The sequence below is a fragment of the Bacillus sp. FSL R5-0512 genome (genome assembly GCF_038593295.1).
Lineage (GTDB): Bacteria > Bacillota > Bacilli > Bacillales > Bacillaceae > Bacillus > Bacillus safensis.
The window spans coordinates 2,840,775-2,859,306 of record NZ_CP151982.1; the positions used below are offsets into that span (position 1 = coordinate 2,840,775).

The following is an 18,532-nucleotide window of genomic DNA, read 5'->3' on the forward strand; positions in this document are numbered from 1 at the left end:
CCACCTCCTCATGGGACAGCACCAACTGTCAGTTGTATCGAAAGAATTATTTTTTCTCATCTTTTTTCGTCTGAGAGGTTTTCTTTTTCGCTTCAGATTCTTTCTCTTTTTTCTCTTGATCGGCTTTTGACTCTTTTTGTTCAGCTGTTTCATCTGTTTGGCTTGCGTCTGAGGAGTCACTTGTGCTTGTCTCGGTTGTTTCTTTTTCTTCATATTTCGCCATTTCCTTAATGATCGGATCTAGCTGTTTTTGTTTTTCTTCAGCAGAAAGGCTGTCATCGTTTTGAATTTCATTGCGGTAGGCGACAAGTGCCGTAAATATGTACCTGTCGTCTCCAAGTACCCGTGCAATATCAAGTGCTTCCTTGCTATTCCCTTGTCCAATATGAATCCAAAAAAGGAAATATTGCGGATCTGTCTGCAATGTGTACGTTTCTGTGATTTCTTTTTTATGCTGATCAAGCAACAGACTGCCTTGGTTCGTTTGTACATACGAAATGGCCAGTTCATATTGAAGAGAGACTGGCATTTGATTGGCTGGATATTTCTCTAACGTATCCACCACTTGACTGTACTGCTTGTTGAGATAATATTTGTTTGCCTCGACGTACGCTTCTTGTTTTGGCATGGCAAAAAAGAAGGTGTAAATGGTGTACACCAATGCAGGGATTAACAGGACAAGCAGACCTAATCCGATGTATCGCTCGATCTTCCATTTCTTTTTAGGAATGGTTAAGAGCGTTTTTTCTTTCGCATCGATTGCTTTGATCTTTTGCTCAATCAAAGCTGACAATTCTTCCAGCGACTTCGTTTCACTAATTTCTTTTGCCAGCTCCGATAATTTCAACGTTTCATTGTAAGCCGCATATTCTTCAAATTGATATTCATGGTCGACCACTCGAAGAACAACTGCCTTGACCTCTTTTAACAGGCGATACTCATCGGTTTCATATGGCGGAATGCTTTCTTTAACCCCATAATGCAAAAATGCAGGAGCTAAGCCTTGATGAAAAACAATGTTTTCAGGAGAAACAATAGGATGCAGCCGTTTCACATCGTGTTTAAGAACTGCATCGACAAGCTGGTATGAAAAAATCCATTTGCTTTTTTCATCCTTTGCATGGATGAAACGAAATTCCTGATAGGCAGGAGGCGGTTGTATAGAAATGATGACCTCATCTTCAGTTAATTGAATCTCTTTCTGAAATGAAGGATTGATGTCTTTGATCGGTGCCGCTTCTAAACCGTCTAAGAGTTTAATCGTCTCTTTTTGAAAAATAAAGGTATAGGTGCCTCCCTCTTTTTTCATGACTGCTTCTAATTGTTCTTCTAAATAGGAACTCTTTTTATCTGCCATTTACAAAAGTCCTTTCATAGTATTTCCAGCCTGTCTCCTGTGGTAATTCCACAGTCTGACAGCTTATATTCGCCTGAAAACACAGCTTTCTTATTGACTACTCGCACCCATCCGCCTTCTCGCTTTGGAAGTGAGATTTGTTTTGCCTGCCAGGCGATATGGATGACTTGTTTAATATGTAAATAATTTGATAGTCTCAAATCAAACACACTGCCATCATAATTTTTTAAGTCGATGGTAATATCGATATACACAAATTTCCACCTCACAAAATAGAAAGAGCGCCGGCATCCATTGACAGACTCGGCGCTTTTTCTGCATTTCACACTTAGAAAGGAAATCCCTTTGATTAGCCGCGAATTTGGCTTGCGATGTCTTGGTCAGTGCTTTCAAGTGTATTTGCCGTTTGATCAAGCTGATTGCTGACATCTGTTAATAGATCAGACATTTTGATAAAAGAAGGCTTAAGCTGCTCGTATTGATCAGCAAATGCTTCACTAGAAGCACCTTCCCACATTCCTTTTAAATCAGAGATCATTCTATTTAGACGATCAACTTGGTTTAACACTTCTTGACTTTCAACACCATATTGCTTAGCGGTCGCTCTTAGTTCTTCTGGGGTTACGCGAATAATTCCTGACATATTCCTCATTACCTCCCGTGCATAGCCGCCATATAATGGGCTAATCCACTTATTTTTTGACGTTATTATTATAAAAACAGAAATGATACACAGTCAAACAAATCTGTTTTTATTTTACAAAATGAGTCTATAGAATTACTGTTTTTTCGCTTTTTATCTAGTATTTAACAGTTTTTTGGTCATATATTCTTAATAAGTATGCACCTGCTTCGGTGGACCTTTCTGCCTATTGATTTTTTACTACGTTATTATTGTACTATTTCTTTTTCAGCGTGCTTCAACATCCATTTGCTTGCTTCTCACACTTTTTGTTTTTTTAAGTTTATGGCAGTTTTTTGTTGATTTACGTACCTCATTCTCTTCATAATGTAAGTACGTGAAATATTCGAAAAAGCAGGGGTTTTTTATGACAAAAAAGACAGATCCGTTTAAGTATAGTCTTGATCGTTTAGAGGATGTGGCAGACCAAATTAGTGATGTGCTCAATTGCCCTATTACTATAGAAGATACTCATCATCGATTATTGGCATATAGCACACACAATGATTTTACTGATCCCGCCAGAACTTCAACCATTATCTCCCGCCGAGTACCGGAAAAAGTCATTAATCGGCTTTGGAAGGACGGCATCATTCCTACACTCCTTAAAACAGACGAACCGCTTCGTGTCCCTCAAATTGCAGAGGTGGGTTTATCTAGCAGGGTCGCCATTTCGATCTGGAAGGACAAAGAAGTGCTCGGATTTATTTGGGCGATTGAATCCGCACAGCCTTTTTCAGAAGAAGAAATGGACCTTCTCAAAATGGCAGCGCATGCCGTGAAAAACAAATTACTCAATTTACAAATTCGAAAAACGAAAACAGAAGAACGTAATCAGGAGCTTTTCTGGAAGATGCTCACGGGTCATATTCATGAAAAGGATGAGATGCTTGACCTATTTTTAAGACTTGGCATCAGATGTCCAGACACATATGCCATCATCATCTTCCGTCTTCGTGACGAACTCACAGAGGAGACAGAAAAAAAGCTGTCCTATCTGCTTGAAACAACACAGCAAGTACAGGTACTGTTAACGACTGTTGATTTTCACGAATTCATTATTCTTGTCTCACCAAAAACAGAACATCCGCTTCAAGATATTAAGCAATTCACAAGCGGCATGCTGCAGCAGCTTGCGGACAGGTATCATATTCAGCATGTTCAGGCAGCAATTGGAGGAATTTACGATAACATCTCTCAAATTCAGCCTTCCTATAAAGAAGCACTGGCTGTATTAAAAACGAAAGAACGCTTTCCAGTTGAAACAGAACGTTTAAACAGCTTTTCTGAACTAGGCATTTATCAATATCTTGATGTGCTTGCTGAGAAGCGAAAGGGATCTTCTTACTCCAGTTACTCTTTATCAAAGCTGGAGGATTACGACCTGAGGCATCATTCCAACCTTGTCGAAACCCTTGAGCGGTTTATTGACTGTGACAGCAATGCCAATATTGCCGCAAAGCAATTAAACATCCACATCAATACCTTAAATTATCGATTAAAACGGATTACAGACATCGCAGAAATTGATTTAAAAAACATGAATGAGAAAATGACCATCTACCTTGATATGAAGCTAAAAAACGTCCATTTGTGAAATTTCACAAAGAGGCGTTTTTTTATTTTTTATTTCAACCGAAGAATTTTCTAAACTTTCCGGATACACTAGACATACAATATCAATAGATAAGCATAGGAGGAATAAACATGATCATCGGCATTCCGAAAGAAATTAAGAACAATGAAAACCGAGTGGCTTTAACACCAGGAGCAGCTTCTCAATTGCTTTCAGCTGGACATCAGATTTTAATTGAAACAAACGCTGGTTTTGGAAGCGGATTCACTGATGACGATTATGTATCTGTTGGTGCAGAGATTCTTGATCAGGCGAAAGATGTATGGGCATCTTCTGATATGATCATGAAAGTAAAAGAACCATTACCTGAGGAATATCCTTATTTCAAAGAAGGACTCATCTTATTTACGTACCTGCATCTAGCCGCAGAGCCCTCCTTGGCTGAAGCATTAAAACAAAAAGGCGTTACAGCCATTGCTTACGAAACAGTAACGGACGGAAAATCACTCCCTCTTCTCACACCTATGTCTGAAGTAGCAGGCAGAATGGCCGCTCAAATTGGTGCACAATTTTTAGAAAAGCCAAAAGGCGGAAAAGGTATTTTACTTGCAGGGGTACCAGGGGTATCAAGAGGAAAGGTCACCATTATTGGCGGCGGTGTTGTTGGAACAAACGCAGCGAAAATGGCGATCGGACTTGGCGCAGATGTCACCCTGATTGATGTAAACGCAGAACGCCTGCGTCAGCTGGACGACCAATTTGGCCATCAAATGAAAACGTTAATGTCCAATCCTGTCAACATTGCAGATTCAGTCAGTGAAGCTGATCTTCTCATTTGTGCTGTGCTGATTCCTGGTGCCAAAGCACCGACGCTAGTGACAGAAGAAATGGTGAAACAAATGAAGCCTGGTTCTGTCATTGTGGATGTAGCGATTGATCAAGGCGGCATTGTCGAAACCATTGATCATATCACAACCCATGACCAGCCTACTTATGAAAAACATGGCATATTACACTATGCTGTCGCCAACATGCCAGGCGCCGTTCCGCGGACATCAACTGTTGCGTTAACGAATGTCACTGTTCCATATGCGCTGCAAATTGCGAATAAAGGCGCTGCAAAAGCCATTAGAGAAAACAATGCCATCGCAGAAGGTGTCAATGTCATGAACGGACATATCACGTACGAAGCGGTCGCTCGTGATCTCGGCTATGATTACGTACCTGTCAGCAAAGCCATCGATGCTACTTTTATGACCGAAGCTTAATCAGCTACCCGCCCTATTGATGGGCGGGTTTTATTGTTAACCTAAAATAAAAACAAGTTGACAAAAATCCTTCTTCCCCTTAATCTATTTGTACAGATAAGACAGGGGGAAACATCATGCAAAAGAAGACAAGAACTGCTGACTTTGTGCTAGTGGGAATGTTTGCTGCACTCATGGCTATCGGAGCCAATATCACATCCATTGTGCCGTTTTTACAGGTCGGCGGAATTCCACTTACGATGCAGCCGTTTTTTTGTGTGCTTGCTGGTCTCTTACTCGGCAGACGGCTTGGCGCATTAGCTATGATTGTCTATGCCTTGGTTGGAATTGCTGGTGCACCTGTATTCGCCCAGTTCTCTGCGGGCTTTGGGGTCATTTTAGGCAAAAGCGGCGGCTTTGTATTATCGTACATCCCTGCTGCCTGGCTTGCTGGATTCATTCTAGAGAAAAGAAAAAACCCTGGCTTTGGCCGCTTTTTGCTTGCAGCCATTGCTGGTACGACCGTGATGTATGTGATCGGAACCACCTATACATACCTCGCATTAAATGTATGGCTCAATGCACCGATTTCCTATCAAACCACGTGGTTCTTTATGATCTGGTTTATGGTAAAAGACTACGCATTGACGATATTACTTGCGATGCTGGCACCTAAAATTTATCGCTCTGTTTCCAAAGCCACATCCTTTCGAAAACAAGAAGCTGTATCATAGAAAAAAGAGCCTGTCTTCATTCAGGCTCTTTTTTCATCATTACTCAGCGTATTGGTCTATGATTTCTTCCAGCATTCCTTCAAGCACTTCTACATTTTCAAGATCTGATGGACTGAAGCGGTAGCGTACAAGCTGTTCTCCATCATTATACATCTCCTCAAGCCAGCCTCTCAGGCCTCTTGCTCTACGGTCGACTTCGAAAACAATGTCTAATCCGCCTTCATCTATCAGAAAAATCAGCTCTAACTCATCAAGCATATAGCGAAAGTAGTCTGATGTCGGAATGAACTCGAATTCTTGGACGAATGGCAGGCGCCGCTGGAAGTAAGGTGCTTGTTCACAGTCTGCTTCGTTCAGGTGGAAACCTAGATTGCTAGTGGCTTCCAGCACATTTTTCACCCAAGGATGTGCTTCAACGAAAATACGGTCATAGTCAGATTTATCGATTCCGCCTTGGATATCAAGGTCTGTCATTACTGCAATTTCTACTTTTCCGATCGTCATCGGGGTATCGATAGGAAGAATAAATGAAAACGGAAATTCATGCTTTTCTCCAGGCTGGATGGTAAAAGAATCCGTCACCCGTAAAGTAAAGATATTCACATATTTTCTATGCTCTTCATCATCTTTCACAATCACATACTGTGTTTGAATCTTGACATTGATATAACGGATGTCCTGAGCAATTTTTCCGCCCTTTACATGGACAGTTCCCGTTACTTCTTGTCCTGGATAATAAGCGTTTTTCTCTAAAATGGTATCTACTTTTGCCGCACCAATTCCTGCACTTGCCGCTAGCTTTTTAAAAAATGACATGTCCCATCTTCCCCTTTTCATTTTTATCAGCATATATACGTAAGATAGAGGAAGAAAGATTCATTTAATTCATACTTTTGTCCTAATTATTTTTCATCTACGAACAACAAAAAAGCTTATAGAAAAAACATCATCGTTTTCTCTACAAGCTTTTCATTTTACAGAATAATGGCCGCCAGCCAGCCGAACAGAACAAGCGGAATATTATAATAAATAAAAGTTGGGACACAAGTTCCCCAAATATGGTGATGCTGTCCATCCATATTCAATCCAGATGTTGGTCCAAGCGTACTGTCACTTGCAGGTGAACCTGCATCTCCAACAGCCGCAGCAGAGCCAATAATGGCAATGGTGGCCATTGGACTAAATCCTAAGTGTAAGCAAAGTGGAACAAAGATGGTTGTAATAATCGGAATGGTTGCAAATGATGATCCGATTCCCATTGTCACAAGCAGACCAACGAGCAGCATTAAAATCGCCGCAAGACTCTGGCTGTTTCCGATAAATTGGGAAGATGCTTTGACAAGGGATTCAATGTCTCCTGTTTTTGTTAACACGTTGGCAAATCCAGCCGCAACAAGCATGACAAAACCGATAAATGCCATCATATTCATTCCAGATGTAATCAGTTCATCTGCTTCATCACGTTTCATCATTCCTGTCACAAACAAGACAAGCAGTCCTGAGAGTGCACCGAAGATCATTCCTTCCACACCAAGGCTTTGCGATAAATAAAGCTGGACAATCAACGAAACAAGAATAGCAAGACCGGCAAAGAATAAGCTTTTTTTCGTATAAGCCGATTTTTCTACATCTGTAATTTCACGATCCTCATATACCTTCGGCTTTCGATACACAAAAATGGAAACGATCAAACCAAGAACCATCCCCGCAACAGGAATCAGCATGGCATATGGAATATCTGCTAAGTTTACAGTCAGCCCCGCTTCCTTCATATTGTCACGAAGCATTCCGTGGAAAATCTGTCCGAAACCGACTGGAAGTAATATATATGGTGCAGTGAGTCCGAAGGTCATGACACACGCTAGCAGTCTGCGGTCAATCTGAAGCTCGTTAAACACCTTTAATAACGGCGGAATTAAGACTGGGATAAAGGCAATATGAACAGGGACGACGTTCTGTGAAAAACAGGACACGATCAAAATGACAAGAACGATGAGCACTTTTGATAGTGTTTTCCGTCTTGAATCGCCTTCTTTTCCTAGAAGCTTCACTGCTCCTTCAACCATGGCATCTGGAAGACCTGTTTTCGTCAGTGCCGCAGCAAATGCCCCTAATAACGCATAACTAATCGCCACTGTTGCATTTCCTCCGAGTCCGTCCGTAAAGGCGTCCACTGTTCCTCCCAAGCCTAATCCACCTGCAAGTCCACCAGCTAAAGCGCCTATAGCCAGCGCAATCACGACATTGACCCGCAGCAAGCTTAATATCAACATTAAAACAACCGCTAAAACAACTGCATTCATGGTGAAACCCCCGAAATCCTTTAGTTTACTAATGTAGTAGATAATTAAAGTACCAACGTATGTTACCATAGAAAAAAAACTTCGTCAAATGGCGTATGTCCTACATAAAAAAAGCCCTGCCACTTGGCAGAGCCTTCTCCTTTATTTCTTTCCTTCAAATCGTTCCACAAATGTTGCGAGTGATCTTACCATTACACCTGTTGCCCCTGTTGGTCCAAAGCATGAAGGTTTTTCTGTTGTAGCTGTTCCTGCAATATCTAAGTGAACCCAAGGGGTATCCTCTGCGAATTCGCCAATGAAAGCACCTGCCATGATCGCATGACCATCACGGCCTGGCGAGTTATTGAGATCCGCCATTTTGCTGTTTCGTACTCGTTTCTTATCTTTTTCCGTAATGGGCAGCTGCCAGATCATTTCACCGCATTCTTCTGATGCTTCTTTAAACTGAGCGTACAGCTCATCGTTATTGGTCATCGCGCCTGTTGTCTCATTTCCAAGCGCCACAATGACACCGCCTGTTAATGTGGCCACATCTACAAGGACAGAGGCACCGTGCTGCTTCGCATATGTCACCCCATCTGCTAAAACAAGACGGCCTTCTGCATCCGTATTGAGCACTTCGATTGTTTTACCGCTTAGTGACACGATGACGTCGTCAGGCTTCATAGCGTCTGCCGAAATCATATTATCGGTTGAGGCAATGACCGCAATGACATTTTGCTCTGGACGAAGTTCGCCGATGATTTCCATTGCACCTAAAACAGACGCTGAGCCGCCCATATCTGTTTTCATGCCAACCATACTCGCTCTTGGCTTTAAAGAATAGCCGCCGGTATCATACGTGATGCCTTTACCGACAAGGCCGATGACGTCTGTCCATTCTTCCTTGCCTTGATATTTCAATACGATGAGTTTTGGCGGTTCTGTTGAGCCTCTATTGACGGCTAAAATACCGCCCATTCCTAGCTCTTCCATTTGTTCTTTATCTAAAATTTCAATCTCAAATTCATATTTATATGCAAGCTCTGCCGCATACGAAGCCAGATCAGAGGATGTGAGCATGTTCGGCGGCATATTCACAAGGGTACGGGCCGAATTGACTGACTGTCCGTACACTTCGCCGACTTTCAAACTTGCCTGAATTTCAGCTTGATCATGCTCTGTCGTTGCATAAACAAACTCGATAAAGCGATCCGGTTCATTTGTTTTATGTTTAAAATCCTGTAATTCATATGTAGCTAAAAGGCAGCTTTCAGAAAGGGCATGGGCTGCATCTTGAGCAGGCAGATCCTTTCCAATAAACGTATCCAGCAAGACAGAAACCGCTTGCTTTTTATCTTGATGAAGCTTTTTGAATAAATGGGCAAACACTTCTTTTGCCTCTTCAAACGTGTAATCTGATTCCTTCCCAAGCCCGACAAAATAAATGCGTTTGATGCCTGTTTCAGGGGATGGGAAAAACTTTGAAAGCTGATTTCGTTTGGATGAAATGTCGCCTTCTTTTAATAATTCAGTGATTCTTCCTTCAAGTAATTCATCCATTTCTTTTGCTTTTCCTGATAATTGGCTCTTTTGAAAAAGTCCGATCGCCAGTGTATCTTTATGCTGCAAATCATTTGTCGAGAAAAACATATTTATCACACGCTCCTTAATGAACTCCATTTTTCACATTGGAACTTCTATTATATCAAAATTTGCGTTCCTATACGATCATTGCCAGTCTGTCTTTACTTGATGAACATTTATATTTTCACACGCGGAAGGGCATCATGAAAAAGCGGCGAAAACCTGAGCAGCCTGTCCGTGTTCTCCTCGTTCCACATCTACTTTCTTTAATGTTATAATGAACATGGACTTGGCAGCTTTTTTTACTGCTATCATTTTTTCATCATACTAGGATTTTTAGTTCATCATTTCGCACGATATTTTTTCTTAAAGAGAGGATGTTTCTTGTTCATGAGCGTACTGACGAATTTTCCGCTGCTTGCCAGCCTAGCAGCCATCTTTTTTGCACAATTTGTAAAAGTACCGATTCAATTTATCATTTCTAGACGACTAGATTGGTCGCTCATTACAAGCACAGGCGGAATGCCAAGTTCACACTCCGCAGCAGTAACAGCACTCTCCACAGCAGTGGCTTTAGAGCACGGGCTAGATACATCTATCTTTGCCATTTCCGCCATCTTTGCCATTATTACCATGTTTGATGCGACAGGCGTTCGCAGACAGGCAGGAGAACAGGCGACTGTTCTCAACAAGCTCGTAACAGATTTTAACCGATTTGTTTCCGAAGCAAAGAATTTCCCAAATGCGGAAGAAAAAGAAAAGCAAAAGAAATTAAAAGAGCTTCTTGGTCATAAGCCGATTGAAGTCTTCTTCGGCGGCTTAACAGGGATCTTGCTGACACTCATCTTAGATTATTACTTCATGTAGAAGCGAAAAAGCTTTGGACCTTAAACGGCCCAAAGCTTTTTTATTCTTTATTGGCTTGAAACTGCTGACGGAATACTTGCATCGATTCTGCTTCATTGAGCTGATTTAAGTCTTTTTCCGTTAACGTCCCTTCACCCTTTTTGATGATATACACATCGAGCACTTTTTTACCCCATTCTCTATACACATCATCAACGGTTTCATAGTATAAATCAAGCTTATGACCTTTAATGGCTTTCCCGGTATCTGCAACCACACCGTAGCCATAGTTCGGGATAAACAGCACCGTTCCAATCGGAAAAACAGATGGGTCGGCTGCCACTGTTGAATATAAATCACGTTTCACTTTAACGCCTGAATATGTAATGCCATATGCATGATGTTCCTTCGTTTTGCCTGTTGATTCCACACCTGCTGTATAGCCGGTTGCCACAACCTTCTGTTTCGGGTAATCGTTCCAATTAAACGCCTCTTCGAGAGAAACAGACCTCGCATCTTCACTTTTGAGTGCCATCGTTTCCCTTTTTGGTTGCTGAAAAAAAGAAGATACTTGCCTGCCCGCATCGGTCTCTTTCACCCACGCAGCTAAATCACTTGGTTCGACTCCAGATATGCCCGTAAAGCTTGTCAAAAGTGCAAGCATGAATAGGGCTGTCATGAACAATCGTTTCATCCATGTTTTCATCTCTATTTGTCACTCCTCTACCCATCTATTTGTTTCCAAACAAAATGGAAACTATGCAAAGGAGAAACAAAAAAACCCACTTGCGTGTCCACAAGTGAGTTAAAACATTTGATACCCTCTTTTTCGAAGTGCATTAATGACAAAACCTGATGTGATTGCACCGATCAGGCCGCTTAATAAGATGATGATATCTGCCGCAGCGAGTGAGACGATCCGGTCTCCTATTCCTGAAAAAGCGGTGCCAGGCTCTCTTACATAAGCGATCATCTTTTGATTGTTGATAATGAAAAGGCATACAATTGGATATAAAATAGCCATAATCCATGACATTCTCAGCAGCATATTGAGCAAAAAGCCAATGCCGAAGAATAACACGAAAAATAAAATAACTGAAATGATAACGACTGGTAAACTGATCACTTCATCTCCACCCCCAAATATCCCATCATTAGTTTAACTTGGAAATAGAGATGAAGTCAATCAATGGAAAAAGCAGATCGATTAACGCTTCTTTCCTGTCCCTTTACATTCCTCACACGTTTCAGATCCGCCGAGCAATAGCTGAAAGTACCCTTTTCCTGAACAATATTGACAGGTTGATGTTTTTTCCTTTGTTTGTGCATTCATATTGCTCACCCCTTAATCTAAATTTTCTGATAATTTATCATAACATATTTTGCTGCCGATAACCAAGTGAGAAAATATACCACAACTTATAAAAAAACGTGTATCACGAGGATACACGTTTTTGTCTATAATGGTTTAGAAGAACTTGAATTTTCCTTTTTTCAGAACAAGTCCTGGTCCGCCAACCATGAATAAAGAACGGTTGTCGATGATTTTCTTCATTGCAGAAGCTTTTGTTCCTTGAAGTTTTTTACCAAACGCAACACCTACAGCGTCGTGTTCACCAAGAGAAGCTACTGTTCCTTTGATGTCTGGCTTAAAGCTTTCAAGAGAACCGCCTTTTACTAGTGCTGCAAGGTTTTTCGCTACTGTTTCACCTTGCTGCATAGCGATTTGTGCAGTTGGTGGGTATGGACGGTTGATTTCTTCATTGATAATCAATGAACAGTCACCAATGATGAAGACATCATCATTTTCTGGTACACGAAGATCTGGAGACACTTTTACGCGGCCGCGCATGTTTTCAAAACCGGCTTCTTCAACGATTGGGTTACCGCGTACACCTGCAGCCCAAACAACAGTTGCAGCTTTGATTTCTTCTGTATCATCGTCTTTTCCAACAATGATCCCCTCAGGCGTACATTCTTTGATCGCTGTACCGATTTTGAACTCAACACCTTTACCTTGAAGGTAGTTCATCGCATAGTCGATCAATTCTGGATCGAATCCAGGAAGAGCTGTTGGCGCAGCTTCTACACAGATGATACGCACGTCTTTTTGATCAATGTCATACTCCTTGCAAAGCTCAGGCACACGGTTTCCAAGCTCACCAAGGAACTCAATACCTGTGAATCCTGCGCCGCCGACAACGATTGTCAAACGCTCTGGACGTTTTTCAGCATCCGTATTATACGTCGCAAATTGAAGCTCAATGTGCTCACGAAGCTGACGAGCAGAGTTGATGTTAGAGATTGAGAATGCGTATTCTTTCAGTCCTGCAATACCAAATGTTTCAGGAACAGCACCAAGTGCAACAACAAGGTAGTCATAAGAAAGTTCGCCCTCTGATGTCACAACTTTCTTTGCTTCCTTATCAATGCTTTCAACTGTTGCTTGTACAAAGTTGACACGGGAACTGTTAATCACATCTTTGATTTGATAACGACAGCGGTCATGATGAAGAGTACCTGCACTTGCTTCATGAAGCCATGTTGTTTCGTAATGATAATTATGCTTGTTCACAAGAGTAATGTCCGCATCATTTGTGCCAAGCTGTTTTGTTAATCTTGTTACAGTCATTAATCCGCCATAACCTGCACCTAATACAACGATTTTCGGTTTATTCACTGGAATCACATCCACCTTTTTTAAATTTGCTGTAAAACGGATAAAGAATTACATATCGTTATTCTCAACCGCTTTGCGGCATTTTATGAAATTTAAACAAAAAAATAAGTATGTGAAAATCTGAACTTTCACCTACATAAAACGAAAGCATTTGACCGTATCCGACAAAAATTCATAAAAAATTAATATTTAGTTCCCTTAACAATAATAGCGAGTTCTGCTCCAATTTTCAAGGCTTTAAACTGAAAATCCTTATGATAAACGGTCTTTCTCACTTTTTCCTTCTTTTCAAAGCTTCAGCATCAAAAAACGACAAGTTTTTCAAAACAAGTCAAACGACGATATGTGGTATGATATGATATAGTGATAACAATTTTCATTTGGGAGGATTAAAGGAATGCAAGAAGATTCTAAGGTATATGACATTACCGTTATCGGGGGCGGCCCAGTTGGATTGTTTACTGCGTTTTACGGAGGCATGAGACAGGCAAGTGTGAAAATCATTGAAAGCCTTCCTCAGCTCGGCGGTCAACTTTCCGCTCTTTACCCTGAAAAATATATTTATGATGTGGCTGGATTCCCAAAAATCCGCGCACAAGAATTAGTTGATAACTTAAAGGAACAAATGGATAAATTTGATCAAACCATTTGCTTAGAGCAGGCAGTTGAAACGGTTGAAAAACAGGCAGATGGGATCTTTAAACTTGTGACAAATCAAGAGATTCATTATTCTAAAACAATCATCATCACAGCTGGTAACGGTGCATTCCAACCGAGAAAGCTTGAACTAGATGCAGCAGAATCATTTGAAGGAAGCAACCTGCATTACTTCATTAATGACTTGAACCAATTTGCCGGCAGACGTGTTGCCGTTCTTGGGGGCGGAGACTCTGCGGTGGACTGGGCACTTATGCTTGAACCAATCGCAAAAGAAGTCTCCATTATTCACCGCCGCGATAAATTCCGCGCGCATGAGCACAGTGTAGAAAACCTGCACAACTCGAAGGTCAATGTACTGACACCATTTGTACCAACTGAGCTCATTGGTGAAGACCGCATTGAACAAATCGTGCTCGAAGAAGTCAAAGGCGACAAAAAACAAGTGCTTGATGTGGACGACGTGATCGTCAACTTCGGTTTTGTTTCCTCCCTTGGACCAATCAAACAATGGGGCCTTGAAATCGAAAAGAACTCCATCGTGGTGAAATCTACAATGGAAACAAACATTGAAGGCTTCTATGCGGCAGGAGACATCTGTACGTATGAAGGAAAAGTCAAATTGATCGCAAGCGGATTTGGTGAAGCACCAACTGCTGTCAACAATGCGAAAGCTTACATGGACCCGAAAGCCCGTGTACAGCCTCTCCATTCCACAAGCTTATTTGAAAACAAATAAGAGCGGATCAAAAAAGGAGTTCCCACTCGCGGAACTCCTTTTTCGTTTATTTAAAAATCCCAATATAGGCATTTGCCATCCCAAGTACCATTGCAGCAAGCAGCACCACAACAATCCCTGCCACAACCAAAATCACCCGATCCTTCACACGTTCCTTTTTCGGAAGCGGCTTCTCAATCCCGCAAGACGGACACGTTTTGGAACGATACGGAATCAGTTCATGACAGTTCCTGCAATTGATTTGTTCACTCAAACCTCAGCAACCTCTTTTCTGACTACAGTTTATGTTTGGTTCTCATGATACTCTTTTCGAGTGGAAATAGCCAGTTGTTCGGGCAAGCTGTAACAAAATTGAGCGATTTATACATTGTTGAAGAGAAAATGAAGATTTCATCTGATCAACCCGATATAGGAAATGAAGAAGTTCATAATGAAGGATAGGTGTAAAGATGTTAAAGCGTTTAATGATCAGTTTGAGCTTATTACTGATGATTGGAGGCTCAGTTGAACTGTTTGCAAAGGACTTTAACAAACGTAATGCTGAGTTCGCAGCAGGGTTGAATATTGATATTAATCAATTAGAACCTTTTTTAAGACATGTCTCCTCTTCGATTTTGGATTCTGGTTTGAATGATCAAGACATCAAACAGATACAGTCTGAAATAAAGAAAATGCAAAAGGACAATGAAACGAAAGAAATCGGTACGTTTGAAGTCATGTATCGCGGAGAACCAGCAAAGATTCGAGTTGAGGTTGAAGTACATGTGGAAGATGTCAATAAAGAAGTCTTGATCTATTTGTTTAGTACACATGAGTTGATCTATGTCCTCGACAAAGAACTGTTAAAAATCGAAGAAGAAATATGAGAAAAAGATGCTGAGTGAGTGTCTTTTATCTTTGCTCTCAGTTCGATTAAAAAAGCCTGCTTGATCGTGTTGTTTACAAAACAAACGAACAAGCAGGCTTATCTTTATCCATGACCAGTTGTTAACACTCTTCCGGCGTACCGGTATTCGTCGCTGTTCTGAAAGAAGAACCGCACCCGCATGACGCGATGGCGTTCGGATTGTCAATCGTGAAACCGCCGCCCATGAGTGATTGTTTGAAATCAATGATGGTTCCGTTCATGATATCAAGGCTTTCGGAATCGACAAGGACATTGATGCCGTGCTGTTCGAACTGCGTGTCTTTCTCTGAGACTTCATGGTCAAAGCCCATGCCGTATGAGAGACCGCTGCAGCCGCCGCCTTTTACGCCCACTCGAAGGAACGCATTTTCTTCTTCATGTTCTTTCATCATATCTTTAATCTGCAGTGCAGCAGCTTCTGTAATGGTTACTGGTGTACTCATGATCATCCCTCCTTTTGACTGGATGTTTCTTTTCAATTATAAACGTGATGATGCCTTTTCTCAAATAAATGGTTTAGAGATAAAATGTGCCGTCACAAATCGTTTCAGCAGGTCCTGTCATGAGCACGTGGTCATTGTCTTTCCAGCGAATGATGAGGTCTCCGCCTGCTAAATGAACGGTCATGTCTGTTTCTTTTTTCGCCTGACCATTCACAATTGTGGATACAGCCGCAGCACAGGCCCCTGTTCCGCAGGCCTGTGTAATCCCTGAACCTCTTTCCCACACACGAAAATGCAGTTCTGTTTCACTGACAACTTCTACAAATTCTACATTGACGCCTTCTGGGAACATGTCGTGTTTTTCGATGATTGGTCCAAGTGTATGAAGCGGTGCTTTTTCAATGTCCTCTAAATAAAAAACGATGTGCGGGTTTCCCATTGAAACGGCCGTTCCATTTAAAACTGCCTTGCCAAAATCAAGTGCCTCATTAATGGTTGTGCTGGCCGGTTCACCAAGCATTGGCATCGCTTCTTTTTCAAAACGTGGTTTTCCCATATCTACTGTGACTAGCTGAACGTGACCATCCTGAGCGTGAACGGTCGCTTCAACGAGTCCTGACAATGTCTCAATCTGGAACGTTGTGTCCGTCACAATTTGATGCTCATACACATACTTTGCAACGCAGCGCAGCCCATTACCGCAGTTTTTACCCTCTGATCCATCATTGTTGAAAATGCGCATCTTCACAGGTGCAACATCTGATGGGCAAATAAGAATCATCCCGTCAGAACCGATTCCTGTATAAACAGAAGAAACGCGAATCGCTATCTCTGATAGCTGCTCTTCTGGAAGCTGTTCCTTCATCTGATTGACGTAAATATAATTATTTCCTAATCCGTGCATTTTCGTGAATTGAAATGATGTCATGAGCTTCCTCCAAAAATGTTGTTTCTTTATAGTATAAAAGGAGTCGATTCAGGAGACAATCTTATCATCCCCCGTTTTTCATACATAGAAGCTCTTTGCTGCCATGGCAAAGGGCTTTTATTATGCATATGCCTCTTTTTCTCTCGTGTGATGCTTCATATTGATGATATTTTATTAGCATAACATATTGGATGCGCTTTCTATTAATTCTCCTTAAAAATGGAAGATGAAAATGTGAAAAAAATGCACCTCATGACCCATGTGGTGCATTTAAAACATGTCGTTTTCCTCTATAAAAGCATAAATACGCTCGACTAGCTGCTCTGCATTTTCTCCTGAAACAAATTCTCCATTCACAAGTGCAAATGGGGAGTCCATACATTTGCCGCAATAGCTTAAACAGCCGTATTCCATTACGTCTAGGTTTGGGTCTTTTTCAAGCTTCTCTTTTGCTTCTTGAGACCCTTGTGCAAGATTACTTACACAAAATTCGATCAGTGGAAACACTGTGCTTCACCTCACATTGCCTTACCATCCTACCGAAATTCCTTGTATTAGTCAAAATATGAGCTTCATCTGTATCGTTACGCCTATTCCTCGTAAAATGTTTTACTATTTAGGACTAACTGATGAATATGTAGGTTATTTTGAAACAATTATTGTGGTTTCACAGTAAATTCGATATAATTTTATTTGGTATTTTAACTTAAAGTTTTTTAGTATAAGTGTTTTTCAATGTCTACGGGGAAAAGGAGAATCGTCATGAAAAATTTAGTCTTGATCGGCGGAGGTTACGGGAATATGCGGGTTCTCCACCGCTTATTGCCAAATCAATTACCTGATGATGTCACTATCACATTAATTGATCGAAATCCTTACCACTGTTTAAAAACAGAATATTATGCACTTGCTGCTGGAACGATCTCTGATCATCACATTCGAGTATCTTTTCCAGAGCATCCGAAGCTGGATATTCAATACGGGGAAGTAGAAAAAATTGATATTGAAAACAAACAGATCTTATTCAGCGACCGTGAACCGATTCCGTATGATGATACGGTGATTGGACTCGGCTGTGAGGACAAGTATCATAATGTCCCTGGTGCGAAAGAACATACATACAGCATTCAAACCATTGATCAGTCAAGACATGCGTATAACAAATTAAACAATTTGAGCGCAGGTGCAACGGTTGGCATCGTCGGTGCTGGACTTAGCGGGGTAGAGCTGGCCAGTGAACTAAGAGAAAGCCGTGCTGATTTAAACATTATTCTTTTCGACCGCGGAGAGCTGATTCTATCGAGCTTTCCAAAAAGATTAAGTTTGTATGTGCAAAAGTGGTTTGAAGAAAATGACGTGAAGATCATTAACTGTGCCAATATTACAAAGGTTGAAGAAGGTGTCGTTTACAACCATGATGACGCGATTGAAGCAGATGTCATCGTGTGGACAGCAGGAATACAGCCAAGCAAAGTGGTACGTGAGATGAATGTTGAAAAAGACGCACAAGGCCGCGTCGTATTAACTCCTCATCACAACCTCCCAGGGGATGAGCATGTATATGTTGTAGGTGACTGCGCAAGTCTGCCGCATGCCCCAAGTGCACAGCTTGCTGAGGCGCAGGCAGAACAAATTGTCCAATCTCTGCAAAAACGCTGGAAAAATGAGCCGCTTCCTGAGGCTTATCCACAGTTTAAGCTAAAAGGTGTTTTAGGTTCTTTAGGGAAAAAAGCCGGCTTTGGCTTAGTCGCAGATCGTCCACTTGTTGGCCGGGTGCCAAGACTCCTGAAATCTGGACTCCTTTGGATGTACAAACATCACAACGGCTAAAATCATGTGAATTTTTTCTCAAAGCTCCTTCGTGACG

General features: G+C 41.4%; 21 protein-coding genes. 7 read left to right on the plus strand and 14 right to left on the minus strand.

The window, feature by feature from the left end; all coding sequences use genetic code 11:
* Positions 1–46: 46 nt before the first annotated feature.
* From essB to NSQ25_RS14715, 3 genes are all read right to left on the minus strand, one after another.
* A complete protein-coding gene (gene essB / locus NSQ25_RS14705) occupies positions 47–1,357 on the minus strand; it encodes a type VII secretion protein EssB (protein ID WP_326135731.1) in 1,311 nt (436 codons plus the stop codon).
* Positions 1,358–1,371: 14 nt separating this feature from the next.
* Entirely contained in the window at positions 1,372–1,611 is a 240-nt protein-coding gene (locus NSQ25_RS14710; protein ID WP_003213579.1) for an EsaB/YukD family protein, read from the minus strand.
* Positions 1,612–1,706: 95 nt separating this feature from the next.
* Positions 1,707–2,000: a WXG100 family type VII secretion target gene (locus NSQ25_RS14715; RefSeq protein WP_003213769.1), complete on the minus strand. Its 294-nt coding sequence runs from the start codon at positions 1,998–2,000 to the stop codon at positions 1,707–1,709.
* Positions 2,001–2,406: 406 nt separating this feature from the next.
* Here NSQ25_RS14715 and NSQ25_RS14720 point away from each other — a divergent pair, with 406 nt between their 5' ends.
* From NSQ25_RS14720 to NSQ25_RS14730, 3 genes are all read left to right on the plus strand, one after another.
* Entirely contained in the window at positions 2,407–3,636 is a 1,230-nt protein-coding gene (locus tag NSQ25_RS14720) for a PucR family transcriptional regulator (RefSeq protein ID WP_024423341.1), read from the plus strand.
* Positions 3,637–3,746: 110 nt separating this feature from the next.
* The gene (ald, locus tag NSQ25_RS14725; RefSeq protein WP_070325973.1) at positions 3,747–4,883 is read left to right on the plus strand and encodes an alanine dehydrogenase; all 1,137 of its coding nucleotides are present in this window, start codon (positions 3,747–3,749) and stop codon (positions 4,881–4,883) included.
* 116 nt (positions 4,884–4,999) lie between these two features.
* On the plus strand, positions 5,000–5,596 hold the full coding sequence (locus NSQ25_RS14730; RefSeq protein ID WP_034282595.1) for a biotin transporter BioY: 597 nt from the start codon (positions 5,000–5,002) through the stop codon (positions 5,594–5,596).
* A 39-nt stretch (positions 5,597–5,635) separates the two neighbouring features.
* Here NSQ25_RS14730 and NSQ25_RS14735 read toward each other — a convergent pair whose 3' ends face one another.
* The 3 genes from NSQ25_RS14735 to NSQ25_RS14745 form a co-directional block, all read right to left on the minus strand.
* Positions 5,636–6,412: a sporulation protein gene (locus tag NSQ25_RS14735; protein WP_326135732.1), complete on the minus strand. Its 777-nt coding sequence runs from the start codon at positions 6,410–6,412 to the stop codon at positions 5,636–5,638.
* A 158-nt stretch (positions 6,413–6,570) separates the two neighbouring features.
* Positions 6,571–7,899: a Na+/H+ antiporter family protein gene (locus NSQ25_RS14740; protein WP_034282597.1), complete on the minus strand. Its 1,329-nt coding sequence runs from the start codon at positions 7,897–7,899 to the stop codon at positions 6,571–6,573.
* Between the two features lie 141 nt (positions 7,900–8,040).
* Positions 8,041–9,531: a leucyl aminopeptidase gene (locus tag NSQ25_RS14745; protein WP_326135314.1), complete on the minus strand. Its 1,491-nt coding sequence runs from the start codon at positions 9,529–9,531 to the stop codon at positions 8,041–8,043.
* Between the two features lie 324 nt (positions 9,532–9,855).
* Here NSQ25_RS14745 and NSQ25_RS14750 point away from each other — a divergent pair, with 324 nt between their 5' ends.
* Complete coding sequence (locus tag NSQ25_RS14750) at positions 9,856–10,332, plus strand: divergent PAP2 family protein (protein ID WP_024423347.1); 477 nt, start codon at positions 9,856–9,858, stop codon at positions 10,330–10,332.
* Between the two features lie 40 nt (positions 10,333–10,372).
* On the opposite strand, the gene NSQ25_RS14755 is transcribed toward NSQ25_RS14750, so the two are convergent.
* From NSQ25_RS14755 to NSQ25_RS14770, 4 genes are all read right to left on the minus strand, one after another.
* A complete protein-coding gene (locus tag NSQ25_RS14755; RefSeq protein WP_034282599.1) occupies positions 10,373–11,017 on the minus strand; it encodes a 3D domain-containing protein in 645 nt (214 codons plus the stop codon).
* Positions 11,018–11,116: 99 nt separating this feature from the next.
* Positions 11,117–11,437, minus strand: a complete 321-nt coding sequence (locus tag NSQ25_RS14760; RefSeq protein WP_024423349.1) for a YuiB family protein — start codon at positions 11,435–11,437, stop codon at positions 11,117–11,119.
* A gap of 81 nt (positions 11,438–11,518) precedes the next feature.
* Positions 11,519–11,644, minus strand: a complete 126-nt coding sequence (locus NSQ25_RS14765; protein ID WP_157840088.1) for a YuiA family protein — start codon at positions 11,642–11,644, stop codon at positions 11,519–11,521.
* Between the two features lie 135 nt (positions 11,645–11,779).
* Entirely contained in the window at positions 11,780–12,997 is a 1,218-nt protein-coding gene (locus tag NSQ25_RS14770; protein ID WP_170825856.1) for an NAD(P)/FAD-dependent oxidoreductase, read from the minus strand.
* 391 nt (positions 12,998–13,388) lie between these two features.
* Here NSQ25_RS14770 and yumC point away from each other — a divergent pair, with 391 nt between their 5' ends.
* Positions 13,389–14,387 (plus strand): ferredoxin--NADP reductase 2, encoded by a 999-nt coding sequence (gene yumC, locus NSQ25_RS14775; RefSeq protein ID WP_034282604.1) that lies wholly within the window; start codon positions 13,389–13,391, stop codon positions 14,385–14,387.
* 46 nt (positions 14,388–14,433) lie between these two features.
* On the opposite strand, the gene NSQ25_RS14780 is transcribed toward yumC, so the two are convergent.
* Positions 14,434–14,640, minus strand: a complete 207-nt coding sequence (locus NSQ25_RS14780; protein ID WP_024425965.1) for a hypothetical protein — start codon at positions 14,638–14,640, stop codon at positions 14,434–14,436.
* A gap of 196 nt (positions 14,641–14,836) precedes the next feature.
* On the opposite strand from NSQ25_RS14780, the gene NSQ25_RS14785 reads away from it, so the two are divergent.
* Entirely contained in the window at positions 14,837–15,253 is a 417-nt protein-coding gene (locus NSQ25_RS14785) for a hypothetical protein (RefSeq protein ID WP_326135734.1), read from the plus strand.
* Between the two features lie 121 nt (positions 15,254–15,374).
* Here the strand turns inward: NSQ25_RS14785 and NSQ25_RS14790 are convergent, their stop codons facing one another.
* The 3 genes from NSQ25_RS14790 to NSQ25_RS14800 all read right to left on the minus strand — a co-directional run bounded on the left by NSQ25_RS14790 (position 15,375) and on the right by NSQ25_RS14800 (position 17,172).
* Positions 15,375–15,737 carry an iron-sulfur cluster assembly accessory protein gene (locus NSQ25_RS14790; RefSeq protein ID WP_024423354.1) on the minus strand — a complete coding sequence of 121 codons (363 nt, stop codon included), beginning with the start codon at positions 15,735–15,737 and terminating at the stop codon, positions 15,375–15,377.
* 73 nt (positions 15,738–15,810) lie between these two features.
* Positions 15,811–16,665, minus strand: coding sequence for a diaminopimelate epimerase (dapF, locus tag NSQ25_RS14795; protein ID WP_046313318.1), 855 nt, complete (start codon positions 16,663–16,665; stop codon positions 15,811–15,813).
* A gap of 270 nt (positions 16,666–16,935) precedes the next feature.
* Positions 16,936–17,172: a YuzB family protein gene (locus NSQ25_RS14800; protein ID WP_008346813.1), complete on the minus strand. Its 237-nt coding sequence runs from the start codon at positions 17,170–17,172 to the stop codon at positions 16,936–16,938.
* 255 nt (positions 17,173–17,427) lie between these two features.
* On the opposite strand from NSQ25_RS14800, the gene NSQ25_RS14805 reads away from it, so the two are divergent.
* Positions 17,428–18,495, plus strand: a complete 1,068-nt coding sequence (locus tag NSQ25_RS14805) for an NAD(P)/FAD-dependent oxidoreductase (RefSeq protein WP_326135736.1) — start codon at positions 17,428–17,430, stop codon at positions 18,493–18,495.
* Positions 18,496–18,532: the final 37 nt, after the last annotated feature.